At 44.0% G+C, this 19,436-nt stretch carries 14 protein-coding genes; 9 read left to right on the top strand and 5 right to left on the bottom strand.

The features are described from left to right. Window positions 1-13 precede the first annotated feature (13 nt). Window positions 14-1,756 (top strand): cache domain-containing sensor histidine kinase, encoded by a 1,743-nt coding sequence (locus BUA17_RS08065; protein ID WP_072733175.1) that lies wholly within the window; start codon window positions 14-16, stop codon window positions 1,754-1,756. Between the two features lie 108 nt (window positions 1,757-1,864). On the opposite strand, the gene BUA17_RS08060 is transcribed toward BUA17_RS08065, so the two are convergent. The 3 genes from BUA17_RS08060 to BUA17_RS08050 are packed head-to-tail and all read right to left on the bottom strand — an operon-like array spanning window position 1,865 to window position 5,297. Further along, window positions 1,865-2,755: a carbohydrate ABC transporter permease gene (locus BUA17_RS08060; protein ID WP_063562661.1), complete on the bottom strand. Its 891-nt coding sequence runs from the start codon at window positions 2,753-2,755 to the stop codon at window positions 1,865-1,867. Window positions 2,756-2,770: 15 nt separating this feature from the next. Then, window positions 2,771-3,661, bottom strand: a complete 891-nt coding sequence (locus BUA17_RS08055; protein WP_063562660.1) for an ABC transporter permease — start codon at window positions 3,659-3,661, stop codon at window positions 2,771-2,773. A 31-nt stretch (window positions 3,662-3,692) separates the two neighbouring features. Beyond that, window positions 3,693-5,297 carry a type 2 periplasmic-binding domain-containing protein gene (locus tag BUA17_RS08050; RefSeq protein WP_063562659.1) on the bottom strand — a complete coding sequence of 535 codons (1,605 nt, stop codon included), beginning with the start codon at window positions 5,295-5,297 and terminating at the stop codon, window positions 3,693-3,695. Window positions 5,298-5,680: 383 nt separating this feature from the next. On the opposite strand from BUA17_RS08050, the gene BUA17_RS08045 reads away from it, so the two are divergent. Next, window positions 5,681-6,796 (top strand): phosphotransferase enzyme family protein, encoded by a 1,116-nt coding sequence (locus tag BUA17_RS08045; RefSeq protein WP_244552096.1) that lies wholly within the window; start codon window positions 5,681-5,683, stop codon window positions 6,794-6,796. Between the two features lie 100 nt (window positions 6,797-6,896). Here BUA17_RS08045 and BUA17_RS08040 read toward each other — a convergent pair whose 3' ends face one another. Beyond that, complete coding sequence (locus BUA17_RS08040; RefSeq protein WP_072733527.1) at window positions 6,897-7,727, bottom strand: helix-turn-helix domain-containing protein; 831 nt, start codon at window positions 7,725-7,727, stop codon at window positions 6,897-6,899. A gap of 199 nt (window positions 7,728-7,926) precedes the next feature. On the opposite strand from BUA17_RS08040, the gene BUA17_RS08035 reads away from it, so the two are divergent. The 3 genes from BUA17_RS08035 (at window position 7,927) to BUA17_RS08025 (ending at window position 12,257) form a co-directional block, all read left to right on the top strand. Next, complete coding sequence (locus BUA17_RS08035; RefSeq protein ID WP_072733174.1) at window positions 7,927-9,333, top strand: family 4 glycosyl hydrolase; 1,407 nt, start codon at window positions 7,927-7,929, stop codon at window positions 9,331-9,333. A gap of 406 nt (window positions 9,334-9,739) precedes the next feature. Beyond that, window positions 9,740-11,020: a cytosine permease gene (gene codB / locus BUA17_RS08030; RefSeq protein WP_072733173.1), complete on the top strand. Its 1,281-nt coding sequence runs from the start codon at window positions 9,740-9,742 to the stop codon at window positions 11,018-11,020. After that, the gene (locus tag BUA17_RS08025; protein WP_063562655.1) at window positions 10,989-12,257 is read left to right on the top strand and encodes a cytosine deaminase; all 1,269 of its coding nucleotides are present in this window, start codon (window positions 10,989-10,991) and stop codon (window positions 12,255-12,257) included. Before codB ends, BUA17_RS08025 begins: the two co-directional genes overlap by 32 nt. A 166-nt stretch (window positions 12,258-12,423) precedes the next feature. Here the strand turns inward: BUA17_RS08025 and BUA17_RS08020 are convergent, their stop codons facing one another. Continuing rightward, window positions 12,424-13,914, bottom strand: coding sequence for a MocR-like pyridoxine biosynthesis transcription factor PdxR (locus BUA17_RS08020; RefSeq protein ID WP_072733172.1), 1,491 nt, complete (start codon window positions 13,912-13,914; stop codon window positions 12,424-12,426). 132 nt (window positions 13,915-14,046) lie between these two features. Between BUA17_RS08020 and pdxS the strand changes: the two genes are divergently transcribed. The 4 genes from pdxS (at window position 14,047) to BUA17_RS08000 (ending at window position 19,390) form a co-directional block, all read left to right on the top strand. Continuing rightward, window positions 14,047-14,931 (top strand): pyridoxal 5'-phosphate synthase lyase subunit PdxS, encoded by an 885-nt coding sequence (gene pdxS, locus BUA17_RS08015; protein ID WP_211754044.1) that lies wholly within the window; start codon window positions 14,047-14,049, stop codon window positions 14,929-14,931. A gap of 248 nt (window positions 14,932-15,179) precedes the next feature. Next, window positions 15,180-15,920, top strand: a complete 741-nt coding sequence (locus tag BUA17_RS08010; protein ID WP_072733171.1) for a LytR/AlgR family response regulator transcription factor — start codon at window positions 15,180-15,182, stop codon at window positions 15,918-15,920. 1 nt (window position 15,921) lies between these two features. Beyond that, on the top strand, window positions 15,922-17,220 hold the full coding sequence (locus tag BUA17_RS08005) for an ATP-binding protein (RefSeq protein ID WP_139295627.1): 1,299 nt from the start codon (window positions 15,922-15,924) through the stop codon (window positions 17,218-17,220). 118 nt (window positions 17,221-17,338) lie between these two features. Then, the gene (locus BUA17_RS08000) at window positions 17,339-19,390 is read left to right on the top strand and encodes a serine hydrolase domain-containing protein (protein WP_072733170.1); all 2,052 of its coding nucleotides are present in this window, start codon (window positions 17,339-17,341) and stop codon (window positions 19,388-19,390) included. Window positions 19,391-19,436 lie beyond the last annotated feature (46 nt).

Raw genomic sequence — 19,436 nt, 5'->3', positions numbered from 1 at the left:
AGAGGTGCAGCATATGAAGCATGCCCGGCTCTTACCAATCAAGTACAAAATCATGGTGATATGTATAACTGTCATCATTCTCCCAGTACTTGTGATGACGATTAGTTCGTATTACTCTTCTGAGCGATTACTGGCACAGAATTATACAAATCTGCTCAACGATCTGGCCAAGCAGACGAATATTCGCATTGACGAGTTCCTAAAGGAGATTGAGAAGATCACACTGCTTGCCAGTAATGGACTTAGCGATAATTTATCTGCAACCCATGAAGGAAGCTTTCCGATCCAGGATTTCCTGCGAGAGGGTGATGAACAAAATGAGATTGCCGCATACAATATTTTGATGAATTATATCATGATGAAGGATCGCGTATTTTCCATCTACCTCTATAATTTGAACGGGGGACAAGATCTCTTCGTCAGTCCTAACCAGCCTATTGACCCGGACTTCAAAGTGGCGAACGAATTGTGGTTTAAAAAGTTCATGCATGATAATGATCGAACCATCACGTTGACAACCCGAATCGATGAGCAATTGGAGAATAAAATTCTGGCAGTGTCACACGCTCGTAAAATTCATGATGTGGCTAGCGGGGAACTGCTTGGCGTGATTGTCGTCAGCATTGATATAAAGTTCATCGAAATCGTTAATCGTAACTTGCAGGAAGGGCTACGTTCCAGGTTCATGATTGTCGATGAGAATGACAAAATTGTTTATAACGTAGATGACCGCTTAATCGGTACATTGTTCCGGGACAACGTTCGTCCTCCCGAATCATTAAATGTTGTGGTGACCAGTCCACTTAGTCAGCAGAAATGGACTACTTACTTATACATGCCTTTGGATGAGCTGACTGCCGACGGCAAAATATTAGGGCATAATCTGGTTACACTGTCCATTGTCCTGGTTCTTTTTGCTGCCATTATTTCGATTTTTCTATCTCATGTCATCACCACCCCCATCAAGAAGCTGCTGCGCAATATCTCGTTGGTCGAGAAGGGGCAGTTTGAACAAGTTGAACATATTCGTTCTCGCGATGAGATTGGGCACTTATCAGTTCGATTTAACAAGATGTCACATGAATTGAAGCGTATGGTTGAGCGGATGCAACAGGAAGAAATAGAGAAGGCAAAGGCCGAGATGCGTGCGCTTCACGACCAGATCAAGCCTCATTTTCTGTATAATACTCTGGGTTCAGTGAAATGGATCGCCTCCATGCAGCAGGCTGACAAAATCGTGGAAATGACCGATGCATTAATCTCGATGCTTCGTTATGCAACTAGATCCGATGGAACCCTCGTAACGATTCGTGAAGAAATAGATAATATAGCGAATTACGTGACGATCCAGAATGTCAGGTACTACGACTGTATTCAAATGAAATATGAGATTGAGGATAGACTGCTCGATTATCGTATGCCCAAAATGATTCTGCAGCCCATTGTGGAGAATGCAATCTTTCACGGTCTGGCCGAACTTGAAGAAGACGGAGTCATTACCATTCGGATTCAATCACGGGGCAGAGATATTGTGATTGAAGTCTGCGATAATGGCATTGGTATGGATCAACATACGATCCAGAACTTTATGGAAGATAAGCTCGAAGCAGACAAAGGAACAGGCATCGGCCTGCATAATGTGCAGCGGCGTATTCAACTTCATTTTGGCAAGCCTTATGGAATACAGGTGGCTAGTCAGATTGGAGAAGGTACGACTTTTACCATTCTGCTACCTGCCATCAAAGAAACACTGTAGTCATAGAAATTATCATGCACACGTTTACAATGTTAGAACGATTCCAAGTATATTTCGTAGGTTAAACACACGCAAAGAGCTTGCAGGATTAACTGCAAGCTCTTTTGGTTATCCTTTGACACTACCGAGTACCAAACCCTTGGTAAAGTATTTCTGCAAGAACGGATAAACGAGCAAAATCGGAATGGCACCCAAGAACATTTGAGCAGCGCGTCCAGTTCTGGCGTTCATCATCGATAACAGTTGAGTGTAATCGGAGCCGGATTTCAGCATGATTTGCTCAAAGCTCTGCAGCAGGGTCTGTAGGTAGCTTTGTAATGGATAATTGGCTGGATTGTTCATATAGATAATGCCATCGAACCATGAATTCCAATGGCCGACGATACTGAACAAACCGACCGTAGCGAGAGCGGGCTTGAGGAGCGGCAGTAGAATACGAAGCAATACCTGCACAGGCCCTGCACCGTCGATGATCGCTGATTCTTCTATCTCCTCCGGCAAACCTCTAATGAAATTCATAAGAATAATCATACTAAATACGGGCAGAGCTCCGGGCAGGATCAGAGACCAAATCGAATCAATCAAGCCCATTTTGACGACCACCAGATAGGTAGGAATTAATCCTCCGCTAAATAACATGGTCACAATGAAAAATCCCATATAGATATTACGGCCCATCAATTTTTGTTTGGATTTGGATAGTGGATAGGCGGTGAGCACGATCAGAACCAGATTTACAAACGTTCCGAGAACGGTTCGTTGGATCGCCACCCAGAGAGAGGAGAAAAATGACCCTCCAGATAATGCAAATTCATAAGCCTTAGTTGTGAATTCAACTGGCCAGAACGTAACACTGCCCGCGGATACAGCCGAACTGCTACTGAATGAAACAGCCAACAGGTTGATAAATGGAAGGATACAGAGTAGGGAGATTAGAAGCAATATCATGTAGTTTAGGATATGGAACAAACGCCTGCTCATACTTTTATCATAGATCATAATGAACGTTCCTCCTTAGAAGATACGATAGCCGGCTACCCTGTAAGCCAGGAAATACGATACGGCAACGAGAACACTGGAAATGATGGATTTAAATAATCCGACAGCCGTACCAATCGAATACTGTGCCTGCTGAATTCCTAGACGGTATACATAGGTATCAATAATATCTCCAGTCTGATACACGACAGGGGAATACAGGTTATAGATTTGATCGAATCCGGCATTGAGGACGTTACCAAGTGACAACACAGTCATTAAGACAATCGTTGGCATGAGGAGGGGCAATGTGATGTAGATGGTCTGCTTCCATCTTTTGGCTCCATCAATTACCGCAGCCTCATATAGACCAGGGTCAATACTGGTCAGAGCTGCTAGATATACAACTGTGCCGAATCCGAAGCCTTTCCAGATATCACTCACGATCATCGTCCATGGGAATATGGACGGTGTGCCCAGAAAAGAAATCGGTGCAATCCCGAATACGCCTAGAAATGTGTTGATGATGCCATCGGAGCTAAGTATATCCAGCATGATGCCAGCCATAATGACCCAAGACAGAAAGTTCGGAATATAAACCAGGGTTTGAAATGTACGTTTGACACCACTGTTCAGCACTTCGTTAAGCAGTAATGCGAAAATAACAGGCACGATAATGCCCCCGATAATCTTAAAGACGGACATATACAGTGTATTCCAGATGGTTCTTACGAAGTTTGGCTGACTAAATACATGGGAAAAATTGTCCCATCCAACCCATGGAGAGTTAAAGCCGAGACCCGGATTGTATTTTTGAAATGCAATAATAAGCCCATAAAAAGGGATGTAGCTAAAGATGAAGACCAAGACTAGGCTTGGGATCAACATGAGATGGTAGGGACTCTGCTGCTTCCATTTTCTCAGCATTCATATTCCTCCGTTCTTGGCAACCGCATTATTATTTTCCGTAGGCATCATTAACTGCCTGGGTTGCTTCATCGCCTCCGGCCGCTCGCCAATTCTGGACGACAACATCGAAATAATCGATACGTTCACTACCCATGATGATCTTGGTGAAGCCTTCTGTCAGAATATCATCCAGCGTTGTACCGTAACTTGATAGCACCTCCGGTGAAACACCCCATAGCGCCGTCTTTGTGTAGTTCTCGCTATCGAGTACTTTCTTAGCCAGACCATACGCATTCTTTGGAGCACCCTGTTGCAGATAATCACCAACTGCTCCCGGTGTTGCATTCTTCATAAACTCAACGCTGTTGTTATATTTCTGCCACATTCCCGAAGTTGTGAGCCCACTGGTATCCTCGGATTGAAGGGCTGCTGATACAGCCTCGAACTGCTCGTAATCTGAATTCGGATTAAGTACACGGAACGCCCCGACCACATGGGCAATATCATTGTCGAGCAAAGCGGATAGTGTTTCTTTGGATTCCTTACCATTGCCTTCATCAACGATATAAGCATAGTCATTCAAAATCTTAATCACTTCTTGAGGGCTCTTAAATCCCTTTTTCATGACAATATAATTGTTGTTGGCGAAGAAGATGGATTGTTTCGCTTCCTTACCATCAATGGTAGGGATGATATACGGATAAAAGATCGCGTCTTTACCCAGATTGGCTACTGTATCAACGCCAGGATTATAACCCCACCACTGGTAATAAGGCTGTACGCCCACTTTGCCGGCTACGATATCCGCGTTCATCGCATTAAAGTCTTTGATTGCAAATTCCGGATCAATGATACCTTGCTTGTACCATTCCGACCACTCAGCCAGTGCATTCTTCATCTCAGGCTGGACTGAGCCATACACTAATTTCCCACTGTTATCCTCCATCCACATATCTGGATGCGCATTCCATGCAATGGCGAGCAGGTTGAGGTAATCGAGTGATTGATCTACTGCTATGCCATATCCGCCGTGCTTTTCCATAAATTTCAGTGCAATGTTCTTGATGTCTTCCACCGATTTCGGATCTTGGAGACCCAGTTCTTCTTTCCAATCGTTCCGAATCCAGATGAAATCGGGTTGTTCAATTAATCCCCAGTGCATCTGCGGTATCCCGTACAGTTTGCCGTCCTTTTTACCAGACTCATAGCTATCCGCATCCGTTTCCATATAGCCTTTGAGACGTTCTGAAGCGTGTTGTTCAAAGACATCGGTAAGGTCCATTACCATATCTGCTTCGACTAGCTGCCTTAATTGTGATGGATTAACCCTAAACACGTCGGGGAGATCATTCGATGCTATAGCCAAATTCAATTTGGTATCATACTCATCGCTGACCCAGTCTGTTTTGACATCGATATTAAACTGCTCTTTGTATCGCTTAATCCACACATTGTTTGTGATATCATCTCCCTTTGGATATTTGGCAGAAGTATATTCTGACGTTACGGTGTGGATGGTTGTTATTCCGCCCTCGTTGGCATCCGAATCGGTATTGGATGTACTTTTCTCGGTGCTGCTTCCATTTGTACAGGCGGCGACCAATAAGGTCGACAGGCATAAAGACAACATCAAAGTTTTGGTTTTCTTGTTCATTTCCTTTCCCCCTTAAGCGTCATATTTGAATACGTTTTCTTGAAAATAGTCTAAACGAGAAAGGGAGAACGGGATATAAAGGTTATTGACGAGAATCCACATGTTTTTTTACTTTTGGGTTAAAGCGGAGAAATGATAAAAGTGGGTTGTGCACTTTTTTTACTTTTCACCAAATCTTTTTTTACTCAAGGTCCAATGACGACGACCCAGATATTTTGATTCGATATTATTACATGGCAGCATTATTAACAAAAACAAATAGAATAATCTGGAATTTTGGATTAAGATATATACATCTGAACAAAAAGGAGCGAATTTCAATGACTAACAAGGTGATTGTGCTTTAGGTTCACAGAAGGATATTTGCGGCATGGGGATTCCTTTTGTGGACATTGCAGTGCGGGAAACCGTCCCATCAATGTTTACTGGAGGAGATTATTATTAACTTTAACGAAGCTGTTAACATCAGCAATACGCATGTACTGGCATTGGTATCGGAGTTGTTCGATCTGGAGGGTTACAACATCCAGCTTATTCCACCTCATGAGGGTGGGCGGAATGTCGTTTATACCTGTGAGCAAGATAGGCGTGAATCGCTAATTCTCCGAGTGTCTTTTTTGCCTGACAGAAAGCGGGAAGATTACATTGCCGAGCTGGAATATGTCCAGTATCTGTTTGATCATGGAGCCAGCGTTTCGAATGTAGTGAGTTCCAAGAAGGGCAGTCTGTTAGAAGAGATCACTTATGATCATCATACGTTTTTTGTCAGCCTGTTTAACAAGGCCAAGGGAAAGTTGCTGGTAGAAAATAATTATCAGTACCGAGAAGGTGTTCCACTTACCGAATACTATTATAATAGCGGCAAAGTTCTGGGCAAAATGCATCAGCTATCCAAAAGCTATGTACCCGTCCATCGCCGGCATCATTTTTTTGATAATTACAAAGGTGAATATATCAACAACTTGATACCTGAATCATTCTCGCTGCTTAAGGAGAAGATGTTCGAACTGCTGAATACTTTAAAAGGTTTGGATACAAACCAGGAAACATTCGGAATGATCCATTTCGATTATAACGATGGGAATTACTCGATCGATTTTGATACCGGTCAGATCACGGTGTATGATTTCGATAATTCATGCTTCGGTTGGTATATGTATGATCTAGCAGATCTATGGACACACGGTGTGGGCTGGATACAATTCGAACCTGACGCTGGTAAACGCAAAGCGTTCATGCATGATTATTTTGAAACCGCCCTCGCTGGTTATACTTCCGAAACCAAGATCGAAGATTCGATGTTGGAGAAGCTGCCTTTATTTATTCAAGTTACCCTTTTGGAGAATATCCTAGGTCAATTGGAGGAAATGCAGCATACGGGCGAAGAACCGGAGGATAACGAAGAAGTGTTGTATCTCATTAAATGTCTGGAAGAGGATATACCGTACAGGGGATTTTTCCATGACATGTATTCGAGTGAAGCACCCTTTACGTTATGAGGACCGCTGAAGTGACATACACCTGAAGCATGAATAACCAGTGACTAAACAAAGAGGCAGCCGGCATAGACCGGTTGCCTCTTCGTTTAGCTATGGCACTCTATTCGAATTTGGAAGGAGGCACGTTGTAAAATTTTTTAAATGCTTTGGAAAAGGTGAAGGGATCGGGATAGCCCAGAAATCCGGCAATTTGCTGGACCGTATATTTTTTCTCATACAGATAGTCACGTGCCCGGTTCATCTTGATTTGATTGATGTACTGTCCTGGTGTAATGCCCAGAATTTTCTTGAACAAAGAAATGAAATATTTCTCAGAGACACCGGCAATGGCCGCAAGTTCGCTAACTCGGATGACACGGTGCAGATTCGCATCCACGTATGGAAATACGTTCTGTAGAACCTCCAGACTTCCTTCCGTTTTCCTCGGTTTTTGGTCTTTTAGAAATTCACCGTTATACAGACCTTGCCCGTGAAGCTCCAAAATTTTTGCAATGACGAGAAGCAGGGAAGCCTTCAAATAGAGTGGACTTCCGGAAGCGCCGCTGTCCTGCTTGAACCTTCGATAGGACGAGGTGAACAGTGTTGATTCCTCCCGAACCAGGTTGCCAGGTACGATGCCCGGCAGTTGAAACTCGCCTAGAATTCGCTTTTGCTCGGCAATGCTGAAATCAAAGTGCATGTATATGAATCGGCACAGCTCTCCAGTCGTAGAAGCAATATAGGGCATATCTGGATAAAAAAACACGACGTCATCCGGGTTCGCTGTATACGCGATTCCATCGATGGTGATCTGGACGGAGCCTGCTGTAATAAACCACAGATCATAATCGGAATGTGACTTGTGCTCCATCCAATTGCTATCGTGAGTTTGTTCCAAATAAGAGCTCATACGAAGTGTGATATACTCCGAAAGTTCGTCCATTATACTCATATTTACTATCCCTGCATGCGTCTGATCCAACTCATCACCCCTCCACTTTATGACATCCTTTGATTTATCACTAATATAACCAAGGTTTTATCTCTTGTTAATCATCGTACCATATGACATGTTTTGAAAACTATCACACATTCCGATCTCAGACGACTCGCCTATAATGAACTTATATCGTTAAGAGGAGGGGTTCGTAATGAATGGTACAAACACACAGCATCCAAAGGTAGTTGTTATTGGGGCGGGCAGCCTGTTTTTTGGTCGTCAGTCCATCTGGCAGATGGTTCACTCACCATACTTGAACCAGGGAACTTTAGCTTTAGTGGATACGGACGAGGAGCGGCTCTCGAAAATGGTAACACTTGCAGAGAGGGTCGCCCGGGAAAACAATGTATCCTTAAAGATTGAGGGCTCGGTGGACCGAAGACAAGTGCTTCCGGGAGCTGACTTCGTTGTGCTTAGCTTTGCAGAGCAATCAGTCAAATATCGAGGAATTGACTGCCAAGTCTCTCTAAAGTATGGCATTCGTATGTGTTCCGGCGATACGATTGGCCCCGGCGGAATTTTTAGGGCAATGAGAGAGCTTCCGGTTATTATGGAATGCGCCAGAGACATTGAAGAGCTATGTCCTGATGCCTGGGTAATTAATTATATTAACCCGTCTACCGTTCATGGCATCGCATTACATCGCTATGCGCCGAAGCTGAAATCGTTTGCCCTGTGCGATAGTCATCATATGCCGCATAAGAAAGCCTATTACGCTGTAAGCGCTGGAATCATCGAAAAGACAGACGAGTTCACCAATGAGATCGATCAGAAATTCGATTTCCGCATCGCTGGCGTCAATCATTTCACTTGGCTGCTTAAAGCGGAATTCGAAGGGAAAAATGTGATGCACCTAATCGCGGAAGCCATGCGCAAAATGGCAGGTGATGAGAACAACGGCGGTGATCGCGGAGCAAAAGCTATTTTTAACGATGCGATTACCTACGAACTGTATGATATTTTCGGAATCATCCCCACTTGCACGGCTCATACGAAGGAATACGTTCGGTATTGGCAAGGTCTGGGTAAGACTACAGACGCAATTCCGCCATTATCCATCTGGGAGACAGAGGACAGGTATCAGCGTCACGACGAAATGTGGCGTCAGGTGGATGACTTTCTTGCGGGGAACATCCCGATTGCCGATTACATGAGCACCTTTGGGCCAGACCATGCGACTGATATCATTGAGAACATGGTAGGGAATTTGGGGAAGAAGTTTTTCATCAATACGCTTAATCAAGGCGCGGTAACCAATATGAATGCCGATTCGTTCCTGGAAGTGCTGTGCGATGTGGGAATGGACGGAGTTAAGCCAGTTCATGTAGGCGAGATGCCGCGTGGAGTAAGAGGAATGCAAGAACTTGTACTGGATACACATGAGCTGACGGTCGAAGCTGTTCTGGAGCAGAGCTACGAGAAGCTGAGAAGGGCGATGCTCACCGATCCACTCGTGAGTTCCATCAGTGACGCGGACAAGATCATTCATGAATTGTTGGAACTGGAACGTGATATGATTCCCGACGTCTGGTACAAGGACAGACTGCAGTATAGCTAAGTATAGATAATGATAAAAGACCACGTTAACCCTTCTGAAGGAAACTACGTGGTCTTTGATTTTATTAATAAATCCTAGTTCATTTAAAAGATAAAGAAGTATAAAAAAGCTTACTGTAGAAGGGTTTTATAACCTTTGGATAATAATGACATTGACATCTGTGGCGTTTTCTAAAATAATAAATGTAATTGAATACTGGTACCTTTAATTCAGTCCAGAGAGGCTGGCAAGGGCAGCGGATTTTATAATCACGCGTGAATCAGGGCATATCCCCACAGGGATGCTCTGCGTCTTCGCGCGGATTATGATGTAAAAAGAGGCTACTTGTCAGTGTGTAACTTGACGAGTAGCCTCTTTTTTCTGCTTTTTTTTGGTATCAGATACACTTTAAGCTGGAGGTATTCTGATGAGCAAACAAGATCAAGAGTTTTCATGGCAAGAGGTGCCAAAAACGCAGAGAAATCATTTTTGGAAGACGTTATCCGTAATGTTGGGTTTCACCTTCTTCTCGGCGAGTATGTTGGCAGGGGGTACGCTTGGAGTCAGTTTGACGTTCATGGAATTCATTGGCATCGTGCTTGCGGGCAATCTGGTGCTCGGTATCTATACAGGAGCACTGGCGCATATCGCTGCCAAGACAGGCCTTTCCACACATTTACTTGCTAAATATGCGTTCGGTGCGAAAGGATCGTACCTGCCATCGTTCCTGCTCGGCTTCACACAGGTCGGATGGTTCGGGGTAGGCGTGGCCATGTTCGCGATTCCGGTTGCCAAAGCAATGGATTGGAACGTGTACCTGCTGATTATCCTGTTTGGTCTTGCTATGACGGCATCAGCCATCTTCGGTATGAAATCGCTCGTCATCTTGGGTTATATCGCGGTACCGGCAATTGCCATTCTCGGCGGTTACTCCATGTTCGAAGGTGCAGGCTCGCTGGGAGGTCTGCAAGGATTGCTCGATTACACGCCGACAGAGACACTCACCGCGGCAGCAGCATTGACCATTTGTATCGGTTCATTCATTAGTGGCGGAACGTTGACGCCCGATTTTGCTCGGTTTTCCCGGACGTCCAAGCAGGCGGTTACCGCAACGGTTATTGCCTTCTTCCTTGGGAACTCGCTTATGTTCCTGTTCGGGGCAGTTGGTGCAATGGCATATAACCTGGCTGATATCTCAGAGGTCATGTTCCTGCAAGGCTTACTCATTCCTGCGATTATCGTTCTTGGACTCAATATCTGGACAACCAACGATAACGCCTTGTACGCCTCCGGATTGGGTTTTGCCAACATCACTAAAATTTCGAAAAAGTTCTTCGTCATCGTAAACGGCATTGTGGGTACAGTATTTGCCATGTGGATGTACAACAATTTCGTCAGCTTCCTGAATGTGCTGGGCGCGGCAGTACCGTCCATTGGGGCCATCATCATCGCAGACTACTTCTTCGTGAAGCGCAGAAACTATAAACCGTTTGCTGAGATGAGTTTCAAAACTGTAAACTGGGTAGCAATGGTGGCTTGGGCCATCGGCGTTGCGTTTGCTCAGTTGGCTCCAGGAGTAACACCACTGAATGCACTGATCGGTACGGCAGTGGCCTACATCGTATTGATGCTGATCGTTCCTAACAAAGAATCCATTAAAGAAAAGGGGAAATTAAATGATTATACAGAACGCAAAATTGCGGGGTAAAGAAGGTCTATGGAATATCGTTGTAAAAGACGGGAAGTTCGAACAAATTACGCAGGAGCTACAAGCCACTGCAAATGAGGAAGTACTTGACGTCAACGGTTCACTTGTATTGCCACCGTTCATTGAGCCTCACATCCATCTGGATACAACGTTAACGGCTGGCGAGCCGGAGTGGAATTTGAGTGGGACGCTGTTTGAAGGCATCCAGCGTTGGTCGGAACGTAAAGCATTCTTGACACATGAAGATGTTAAAACTCGCTCCAAAACAGCATTGAAATGGCAAATGGCGCAAGGAATCCAACATGTGCGGACACATGTAGACGTTACAGACCCAACCTTGACTGCGGTTAAAGCGATGCTTGAAGTAAAAGAAGAGATGGCACCATACATCGACATTCAGCTTGTGGCTTTCCCACAGGAAGGTATTCATTCCTATCCGAACGGTGCAGAACTGCTGGAAGAGTCACTGAAAATGGGCGTTGACGTGGTCGGCGGCATTCCGCACTTCGAATTCACGAGAGAATACGGCGTCGATTCGATGAAGGTTGCTTTTGACCTTGCTGAAAAATACGACCGTTTGATCGACATCCATTGCGACGAGATCGATGATGAGCAATCCCGCTTCGTGGAAGTCGTTGCCAAGGAAGCCTACGAACGCGGACTGGGCTCTCGTACAACAGCAAGCCACACGACAGCGATGGGGTCTTATAATGACGCATATACGTACAAATTGTTCAGATTGCTGAAGATGGCTGACCTCAATTTCGTCTCCAATCCGTTGGTCAACATTCACCTGCAAGGGCGCTTCGACACGTATCCAAAAAGAAGAGGTCTGACTCGCGTCAAAGAACTGCAGGAAGCTGGTCTTAACGTGTGCTTCGGTCATGATGACATTTTCGATCCATGGTATCCGCTAGGAACGGGCAACATGCTCCAAGTACTGCATATGGGTATTCATGCTTCGCAGTTACTGGGTTATGATCAAATCGTAAATTCGGTCGATCTCATTACGAAAAACAGCGCAAGAACGTTGCATATCGAGGATGTATACGGCATTGAAGTAGGAAAACCTGCCAACTTCATCGTTCTTGAAGCAGAGAATGAATACGAGGCTGTTCGCAAACAGGCTGGTGTACTGTACTCGTATAGAGGTGGCCGTAAAATCGCGGAAACAAAACCTCGTGACACGTCGATCATTCTTGAAGGTGGTTCGGAGAAGGTTACGTTCAACAAATAATTAAATAAAAAGTGCGATGCATCAACCATAGCCTTCGCATTAGCCAAAAATCCCCTCAGGATGGACAGGTCAATAGAGATTCCATGATTGTGGAATCTTCCTGTACAAAAGAGGGGATTTTTGTTGTTCCGTTTTGAAAGTCGAGATTGAGACGAGAGAGAGTACCTCACAATGGAGCTGTGACGGCATTTTTTAATTTGGATACGCCTTCCTGTAATTGAACATCTGACAAATGTGCGAATGATAAATAGATACCATACTTCGTACCGTCAGACGTTGAACTGCTAACTTCTGCGTATACAACCCCTTCTGATCTAGCCGACGAACGAAAGACTTCATAAGTGGACGCATCACCTCGCCACCAGCCAAACACGTGCAGACCTGCTTCATTTTCCACCCAATCAAACCATGTAGAGAGTTGCTGGTTCAAAAGTTTGAGTAACAGATGAAATTTGCGACTGTATAAACGATTCATCCTACGCAGATGGCGCTCATATTGGCCGCTTGTCATAAATGCGGCTAATGCCCGCTGCTCGATCAGATTGACGGGTCTTGGCTCGTATAATGCCTGTGCTTTTCTAAAGGTGTCTGCCAAAGTAGGGGGGAGAACCACATAACCAAGCCGTACTTCCAAAGGCAAGGTTTTCGTGAAGCTACCCAGGTAGATTACGCGCCCCGCTTTATCCAATGTTTTCAGCGGTTCAACATGCATTCCGCGATATCGGAATTCACTATCATAATCATCTTCGACAATCATGGCATCATGACGATGTGCCCAGTCCAGCAATGTTTGTCTGCGTTCAAGGCTGAGCATTTCGCCAGTAGGGAATTGTCGGGACGGCGTGACAAACAACATACGTGCTTCCCAGTTTTGGGGAACAACGCCTTGACCATCGAGATTGGCTTCAATCAACGTTGCACCTGCAGCCAAAATGGCTTGAGAAATCCCGATATAACAAGGACTCTCCGTCACTACATGATCTCCGGGATCTGCAAGTAATTGAGTGAGTAGAGCTATAGCTTGCATAGAGCCTGCAGTCACTGCAATATGATCCGCATCGACTTGAATCCCCCGCATCCGCCGAAGGTAGGCAGCAATGGCTTCTCGCAATTTCGGCTCTCCTGTTGAACTAACAAGAGCAGAGGTTGTTTCTATGTGATGCTCTCGATTTCGTATCTCAGCATACAATCGATTGTTCCATTCATCGTAAGGGAATTTGGAGAAATCAGGCTGGTATTTGCTAAAATCAATAACTTCGTCGCTTTCTATTCTGGAATTACTTGTTTGTGCATTGGTTTGTGAATTCCTTTGAGTTGTATGCTGTTCAAACTGCTGAATACGATTCCCCCAGGCTGATAAGTGATGAGCGCAAGCTTTCACGGTGGACGCATCATTGCTTAAATCCAACTGATAAGCAACAAAGGTTCCTCTTCCATGCTCTGAATGAATGTAACCTTGAGCAGTCAACGTATCGTATACCTGATTCACTGTGCCTCGGGAAATGTGATACGTCGCAGCTAACTCTCTCGTAGATGGTAACTTCTCGCCATGCACCAGATTACCATCATGAATAGCATCACGAATTGCATGATAGAGAGCCTTCATCTTGGTATATTTTCGGTTCAAATATGAACTGTAAGCTACATGAAATTGCATATGCCCTCCAGAGGTTAATTTAGAAGTGGTACAATAAAAACCGAAAATATTGGATCTTTTTAGTTGTCCATTCTCATTTTATACTAAATCATAGGTTGAAGTGAAACAATAAATTAAATTAGGAGGAATACAATCATGCAAACAGGTACAGATCGTGTAAAAAGAGGAATGGCTGAGATGCAAAAGGGCGGCGTCATCATGGACGTTATGAATGCAGAACAAGCTAAAATTGCTGAAGCAGCAGGGGCAACAGCTGTTATGGCTCTTGAACGGGTACCCTCCGATATTCGCGCAGCCGGTGGTGTAGCTCGCATGGCAGACCCAACCATCGTGGAAGAGGTTATGAAGGTTGTGTCTATTCCGGTTATGGCCAAGGCTCGTATCGGTCATTACATAGAAGCCAAAGTACTTGAATCCCTAGGTGTGGACTATCTCGATGAAAGTGAAGTTCTTACGCCTGCAGACGAAGTATTCCATATCGATAAACATGAATTCACTGTACCTTTTGTATGTGGAGCCAAAGATTTGGGAGAAGCTCTGCGTCGTATTGGCGAAGGTGCTTCGATGATTCGTACAAAAGGTGAGCCTGGAACGGGCAACATTGTTGAGGCAGTTCGTCATATGCGTCTGATTAACAGCCAGATCCGCAAAGTGAAAAACATGTCCAAGGATGAGTTGTACGCTGAAGCCAAGAATCTGGGCGTAGCTTATGAATTACTGCGCGATGTTCATGAAAATGGAAAACTTCCAGTCGTTAACTTTGCAGCAGGCGGTGTAGCCACTCCGGCAGACGCAGCACTAATGATGCATCTGGGAGCAGACGGTGTGTTTGTAGGATCAGGTATTTTCAAATCAGATAACCCTGAGAAATTCGCTCGTGCAATCGTTGAAGCTACAACACATTACACGGATTACAAACTGATTGCTGAAGTATCCAAAAACTTGGGTGCCCCTATGAAAGGCATTGAAATTTCTAAATTGGCTCCAGAAGAGCGCATGTCCAACCGCGGTTGGTAAGCTTAAATAGAACATTAATTTTAAAGTATTGTTATGATTTTACACAACACTGTATATGAGCATTGAGCTTGAATGGGGTAGGAATAGATATCAAGAAAAGCCGATCAATGAGAAAATTGATCGGCTTTGTTGCGCTTTAGGGTCTGAATCATGCGTTTCATCCGAATCTCGCTCTTAAACCTGTGATAAAATAGTATATTTGAGAGTGAAATTCAGCATCGATGTCGATGAAAGGCGGATGTTCAAACATGTTCAATGTTGCAATCTGTGATGACGAGGAGAACCAAAGAGAACTTGTAAAAACGATGCTTATCTCCTTATCTCTAAAAACGAATATTGATTTTCAAATTACATTATTTGCATCCGGTGAGCAGCTCGTCTCACATTATAAAAACGTTGGAGACACGTTTCATATCCTCATCATGGATGTGGAGATGAGCGGAATGAACGGAATCCAGACAGCCAAAGAAATCAGGAATATGAAGTATCTGGATGTGCAAATCATGTTTCTGACCAGCTACCCCGAGTATATGGTGGAGAGTTTTGATGTGGTTACTTTTCAATATCTGATCAAACCAATCCTGCCGGATATCTTCGAGGAGAAAATGATTAAGCTGTGCCAATATTTTATAGCGCTGGACAAAAAGTATGTACTGATTAAATCAGACTATGAAGAGCTTCTATTGAAATACGATGATATTCTCTGGATTGAGGTCATGAAGAGTTTGACGATCAAGAACAAATTAAAATTTGTGACTCAGGAAAATTCGCATGAGAGCAAAGGCATCTTATCCGGTTACGCTACCGCTTTGAAAGATCATGGTTTCTTGCAGATTCATCGCTCGATTATCATCAACCTGATGCATGTTCAGAAGTTTGCGGGTACCCAAGTCGTCATGTTAAATGGTACGGAATTGCCTATAGGCCGCTCCAAAGTAAAGGAAGTCAAGGATGCTTATACTAAATATATGATCATGAGGATTCAGTGATATGGATATGTATGTAATCTTGTCCGTCTTCGTCGTTCCTTTACTTATGGCATTTCAGGTGAATTTTTATTTCAATTCCGTGCTGGGCAAGTCCAGACGAAAGCCATATAGAGCAATCTATTTCATTGTATTTATCGTACTAGGGTATTTCTATTTGGTATCTTCATTTTCACCTGTCGTTTCGTCCGTTTTTGCATTGTTATTCATCTTCAGCCTGGCACAATCCTATGAGGTGGAATTCATCATAAAACTTGCTTTTACCATCCTCTATGCAGTACTGCTCACAACGGTAAATTACATTGCCGTATATATTATGAGTGCGATCGATTCCACGGATTACAGCATATGGGATCATTTCAACGTGGATTATCACTGGGTGTTCTCCAAAGTGATGTTGCTTGGTTGCAGTATCATGTTCATTGTTATCCAGATTGTGCGTTTGATTGCCAAACGGAGAAGTTTCGCTGTGCATTATCGTTATTATTTCTTGTTTCTGATCGTACCTACCATTACGATCTATCAGATCAATGTGGCCTCGACTTATAGTGAAAAAAATATATATTACGTCGTTTCCGTGCTGGGCTCTCTTTTTCTCAATGTGTTCATTGTTTATGTATTCGATAATATGGTGGAAAAGGTTCAGCTCGCACATGAAAATGTTCAACTACAGCGTCAGATGGACTATCAGGATGCCAACTATGAAAAGACAGTGCACAGTTTCAAAAACGTGAAAAGCATCATCCATGATACCAATCAGCAGTTCCTGTACATTGAAGAGTGTATCAAGCAAAACAAGCTTGATGCCGCAGGTGAGCATATTAAACTCACATTGAATAAGATTGAAGGAGCGTACCAGCGGGTGAACTCCGGCAATCTTGTTATCGATGCCCTTGTTACGAATACCATCGCCGTGGGGAAGGCAAATGGGATCAAAGTCGACACCCGTATTCAACTCCATTCACAACATCTCCATATCGATCGTTATGATCTGTGCGTTGTGCTCGGCAATATGTTGGATAATGCCATCGAAGCTTCCAAGAAAGTTAGACATGCCGAAGACAGGTATATCCTGGTTGCAATTCACTCCACGGCGTCTGCACTCGTAATCCAGATTCTGAATCATGTGGAGCAAAAATTGACTCACCTCAAGAGTGAGAAGCCCAATCCCGAGTTCCATGGGATCGGCTTAACCAATATATCGAGAATGTGCGACAAGTATGGCGGACATATGAGTATCGAGAATCATCATCGGACATTTAATAACATGGTCGTTCTTCCTTTTGACATGAACAGTCTCTGAACATACCGTTCGGGGATTGTTTTTTTCCATTCAGGGTTCGTTATCATTCTATATGCTTCTTCCCCGATATGATGAATGTAATTATATGAGCAGTATCATAAGGGAGGAAGTTATTATCATGAAGAAACTAATCAGTATGCTATGTACGGCTGTACTTGTAGTCATTCCGATGACAGATGTCAGTGCAGAGACGAACAAGATGGGAGCGATTGAAGATCAGGCTGGGCGACTCGCCACAGAGATGGTGAAGAATTATGGTGTTACAGGTTTACAATATGCGATCATGGATGAAGGGAAGATCATTTTGTCCGACAGTGTTGGATTTCAGGACAAAGCATCCAAGACACCAGTCGACAAGGATACCATGTTTGGAATAGGCTCCGTTAGCAAAATGGTTGTCACGGCTGCCACCATGATGCTGGTGGATTCCGGTAAAGTGGATCTGGATCAGTCCCTCACTTCCTATATTAAAGATTTTGAAATGGCAGATGCCCGGTATACCCAAATAACCCCACGAATGCTCATGAACCATTCCTCCGGGCTTTATGGTACCCATTATGGAAACAGTATGTTATTTGACGATACCGATACCCGCAATCATGATGAATTACTACTCAAACTAAAGTCAGAGAAATTGAAATCAACCCCGGGAGCCTATTCCGTCTATAGCAATGATGGCTTTCAATTGCTTGAGATATTGGTTGAACGTGTGAGTGGATTGAGCTACAGCGAATTTATTGCCAAGTTCATTAGTGAGCCGTTACAGCTGCAAGCAACCAAGACACCGCTTGATTCTTTTGATAGAAAACAATTATCCGAAACCTATTGGCCTTCGTTTGAAACGAAACTGCCTGTCGAAAATGCCAATATCATCGGTGCAGGTGGAGTCTACTCGACTGCAGAAGAATTAAACAAGTTCGCTGAAGTGCTGATAGGAAACAAACCGGATATTCTGTCCAAATCAGCAGCAGAGTCCATGCAAAATCATGAATATCGTCGGGGAATATGGGTGTCCGAAGAGAGAAATACTTTCAACTATGGTCTCGGATGGGATGCTGTAGCACTAGCACCGTTCAGCGATTATGGCATTACTGCACTTGCCAAAGGTGGAGACACCATGATGTATCATGCCTCATTAATCACTATACCGGAACATGATATATCAATAGCGGTCCTATCTTCGGGCGGGTCTTCTATCTATAATCAGATGTTTGCCACTAAAGTTCTGTTGGAGGTTCTTCAGGATCAGGGCATCATCGACGAAATAGAGCCTGAACAAACATTCTCACCACCTGTCAAAACAACGATGCCATCGGAATTAAAGGCGTATTCCGGCCTCTATGGTACGGTAGGTTCAACCCTTGATATAGAGGTTAAAAATGGAGAACTCGCACTTCCGGCTATGCAAGGAGGACTTATCCCGGAGCAGAATTACATGTACACGGGTGAAGGGAAATTTACGAGTAACGATGGAAGTGTGAAGGTCAGCTTCGAGAAAGAAAGCAACGACAAGGTATATTTTAAAGTTCAAGCGAATATCACCCTGCCTGGATTAGGCCAAACGGTCATGAACACATATGATTATCAAAAATTGGAAAATAATTTACTGGATACAGCATCGAAAGAGAAATGGAAGGCTAGAAACGGCTCGAAATATTACGCGCTGGATGAAAAGATAACGTCGATCTTCTATCTGGTGCCATCGATGCTGATCAAAAACCTGACCGTAGATGTGGAGAACGGTTATGCGAATGGCACACAAATTGTAGATCCGGATAATGCAGAGAATGTTGCCCAGATTCCTGTGATGAACGGAAGAGATGCTTTCGATCTGCATTTCCGCACGAAGAACGAAGCGGAGTACTTAACTCAGGATGGACAGGAGTATATTGCGGAGGAAGCCATTACACCAATCTTCGGTGGGAAAAAAGGCATCACCACCATCCCTTCAAACGGTCAAGCTCGGTGGTATGCCATCGATTCCCGCTCAGCGAATAAAACGCTAACGGTGGATTCTCCGGAGAGCGGAGGTTATGCGGTATATAACGATAAAGGTGAAGTGCTTCAATTTTCAAAAGCAACGAATCAACAATCAACGCTGCTTCCTAAAGGTGGTTTTATCGTCTTTGGTGGTGAAGCGGGAGATGTCTTCAAGATTCAACTAAAGTGATTGCATAAGGAAAAATGATTTCATTCGAAAATATCGGATTCTGAGC

This window comes from Paenibacillus sp. ov031, from assembly GCF_900143165.1.
In the GTDB taxonomy this organism is placed as follows: domain Bacteria; phylum Bacillota; class Bacilli; order Paenibacillales; family Paenibacillaceae; genus Paenibacillus; species Paenibacillus marchantiae.
The sequence above is the reverse complement of the archived record's forward strand: the minus strand, read 5'-3'. Positions and strand labels throughout refer to the sequence as shown.